The following is a 1150-nucleotide window of genomic DNA, read 5'->3' on the forward strand; positions in this document are numbered from 1 at the left end:
TTCAACCATAAAGATGTTGAGATGCACATTGTCGCGCTTTGCATCGATTACCGGCTCTTCGAGTTCAACAATAGGAACGTGAATCGACACAGTAAAAGTACTACCAAAGCCTTCTTCACTTGTGACCGTAATGTCCCCATCCATCATATTGATCAGCTGTTTCGAAACCGCTAACCCAATGCCTGTACCTACCGCATGCAAGTTGTCTTTGCCCGACTTAACTTGATAATACATAGCAAAAATCTTATCCAGTTCAGCTTCAGGAATACCGATGCCAGTGTCTTCGACTTCCATAATGATAGTCGCGAAGTCTTCTTCGACATCAGCGCTGACTGTCATCACAACGCCACCTTCTTTGGTGAACTTCATCGCGTTGCTGACTAGGTTCCAAATCACCTGACGTAAACGGGTCGCATCCACCTCGATCGCTTTTGGTAAGTCACTCAAACGTTCTAAGTCGAAACGCAGTCCTTTTTGTTCCGCCATGAGCGCCGAAATACTCTCTATCTCGGCGACAAAGTCTTCAAAGTTCAATGGTGCAGGTAACAGTTCAAGCTTGCGACGGTCGAATTTGTCCATATCGATGATGTCATTGAAGATATTCCCCAACGTAATCGCACTCACGTTAATCGTCTGCATGTGCTTACGCTGCTCTTCCGTCAGCTGGCTATCAAGCAACATTCGACTCAAGCCAACAATGCCGTTTAACGGTGTGCGAAGTTCATGGCTAATTGTGGAGATAAACGTCGTTTTATCTCGGCTGGCTTTTTCTAGAGATTCTTCGTGACGCTTACGCTCAGTAATGTCTCGCCCAAAACCAACCAACCCCAAGTGGCGACCGTCTTTGCTATAGAATGGTACTTTGCGCAATTCAAAATAGTGTTTTCGCCCATCAGGGTATTCCAACCATTGCTCGTAAGTGATCGCTTGGTTGTCGCTAAAGACTTTTTGGTCGGTATCTACGATTGGTTGCGCAATTTCTTTACTGTAGACATCCCACGGGCTCAAGCCGACAAGTTGATGCTCTTTCTTGCCCGTTAACTCTTCCATCGCTCGGTTACAACCGGAGAAGACGCCATCAGCATTACGGTAATAAATCAAATCAGGTGACGCATCGATGAATGAACGTAACAAAGCGGTACGCTCTGCT

1 protein-coding gene is annotated in these 1150 nt (G+C 46.1%); it reads right to left on the bottom strand.

Going from position 1 to position 1150, the window contains the following annotated elements; translation table 11 throughout:
- Nucleotides 1-1150, bottom strand: a 1150-nt coding sequence (locus R8N47_RS23595) for an ATP-binding protein (protein ID WP_318185902.1), incomplete at both ends; no start/stop codon positions are given.

The sequence above is a fragment of the Vibrio sp. 2132-1 genome (genome assembly GCF_033344315.1).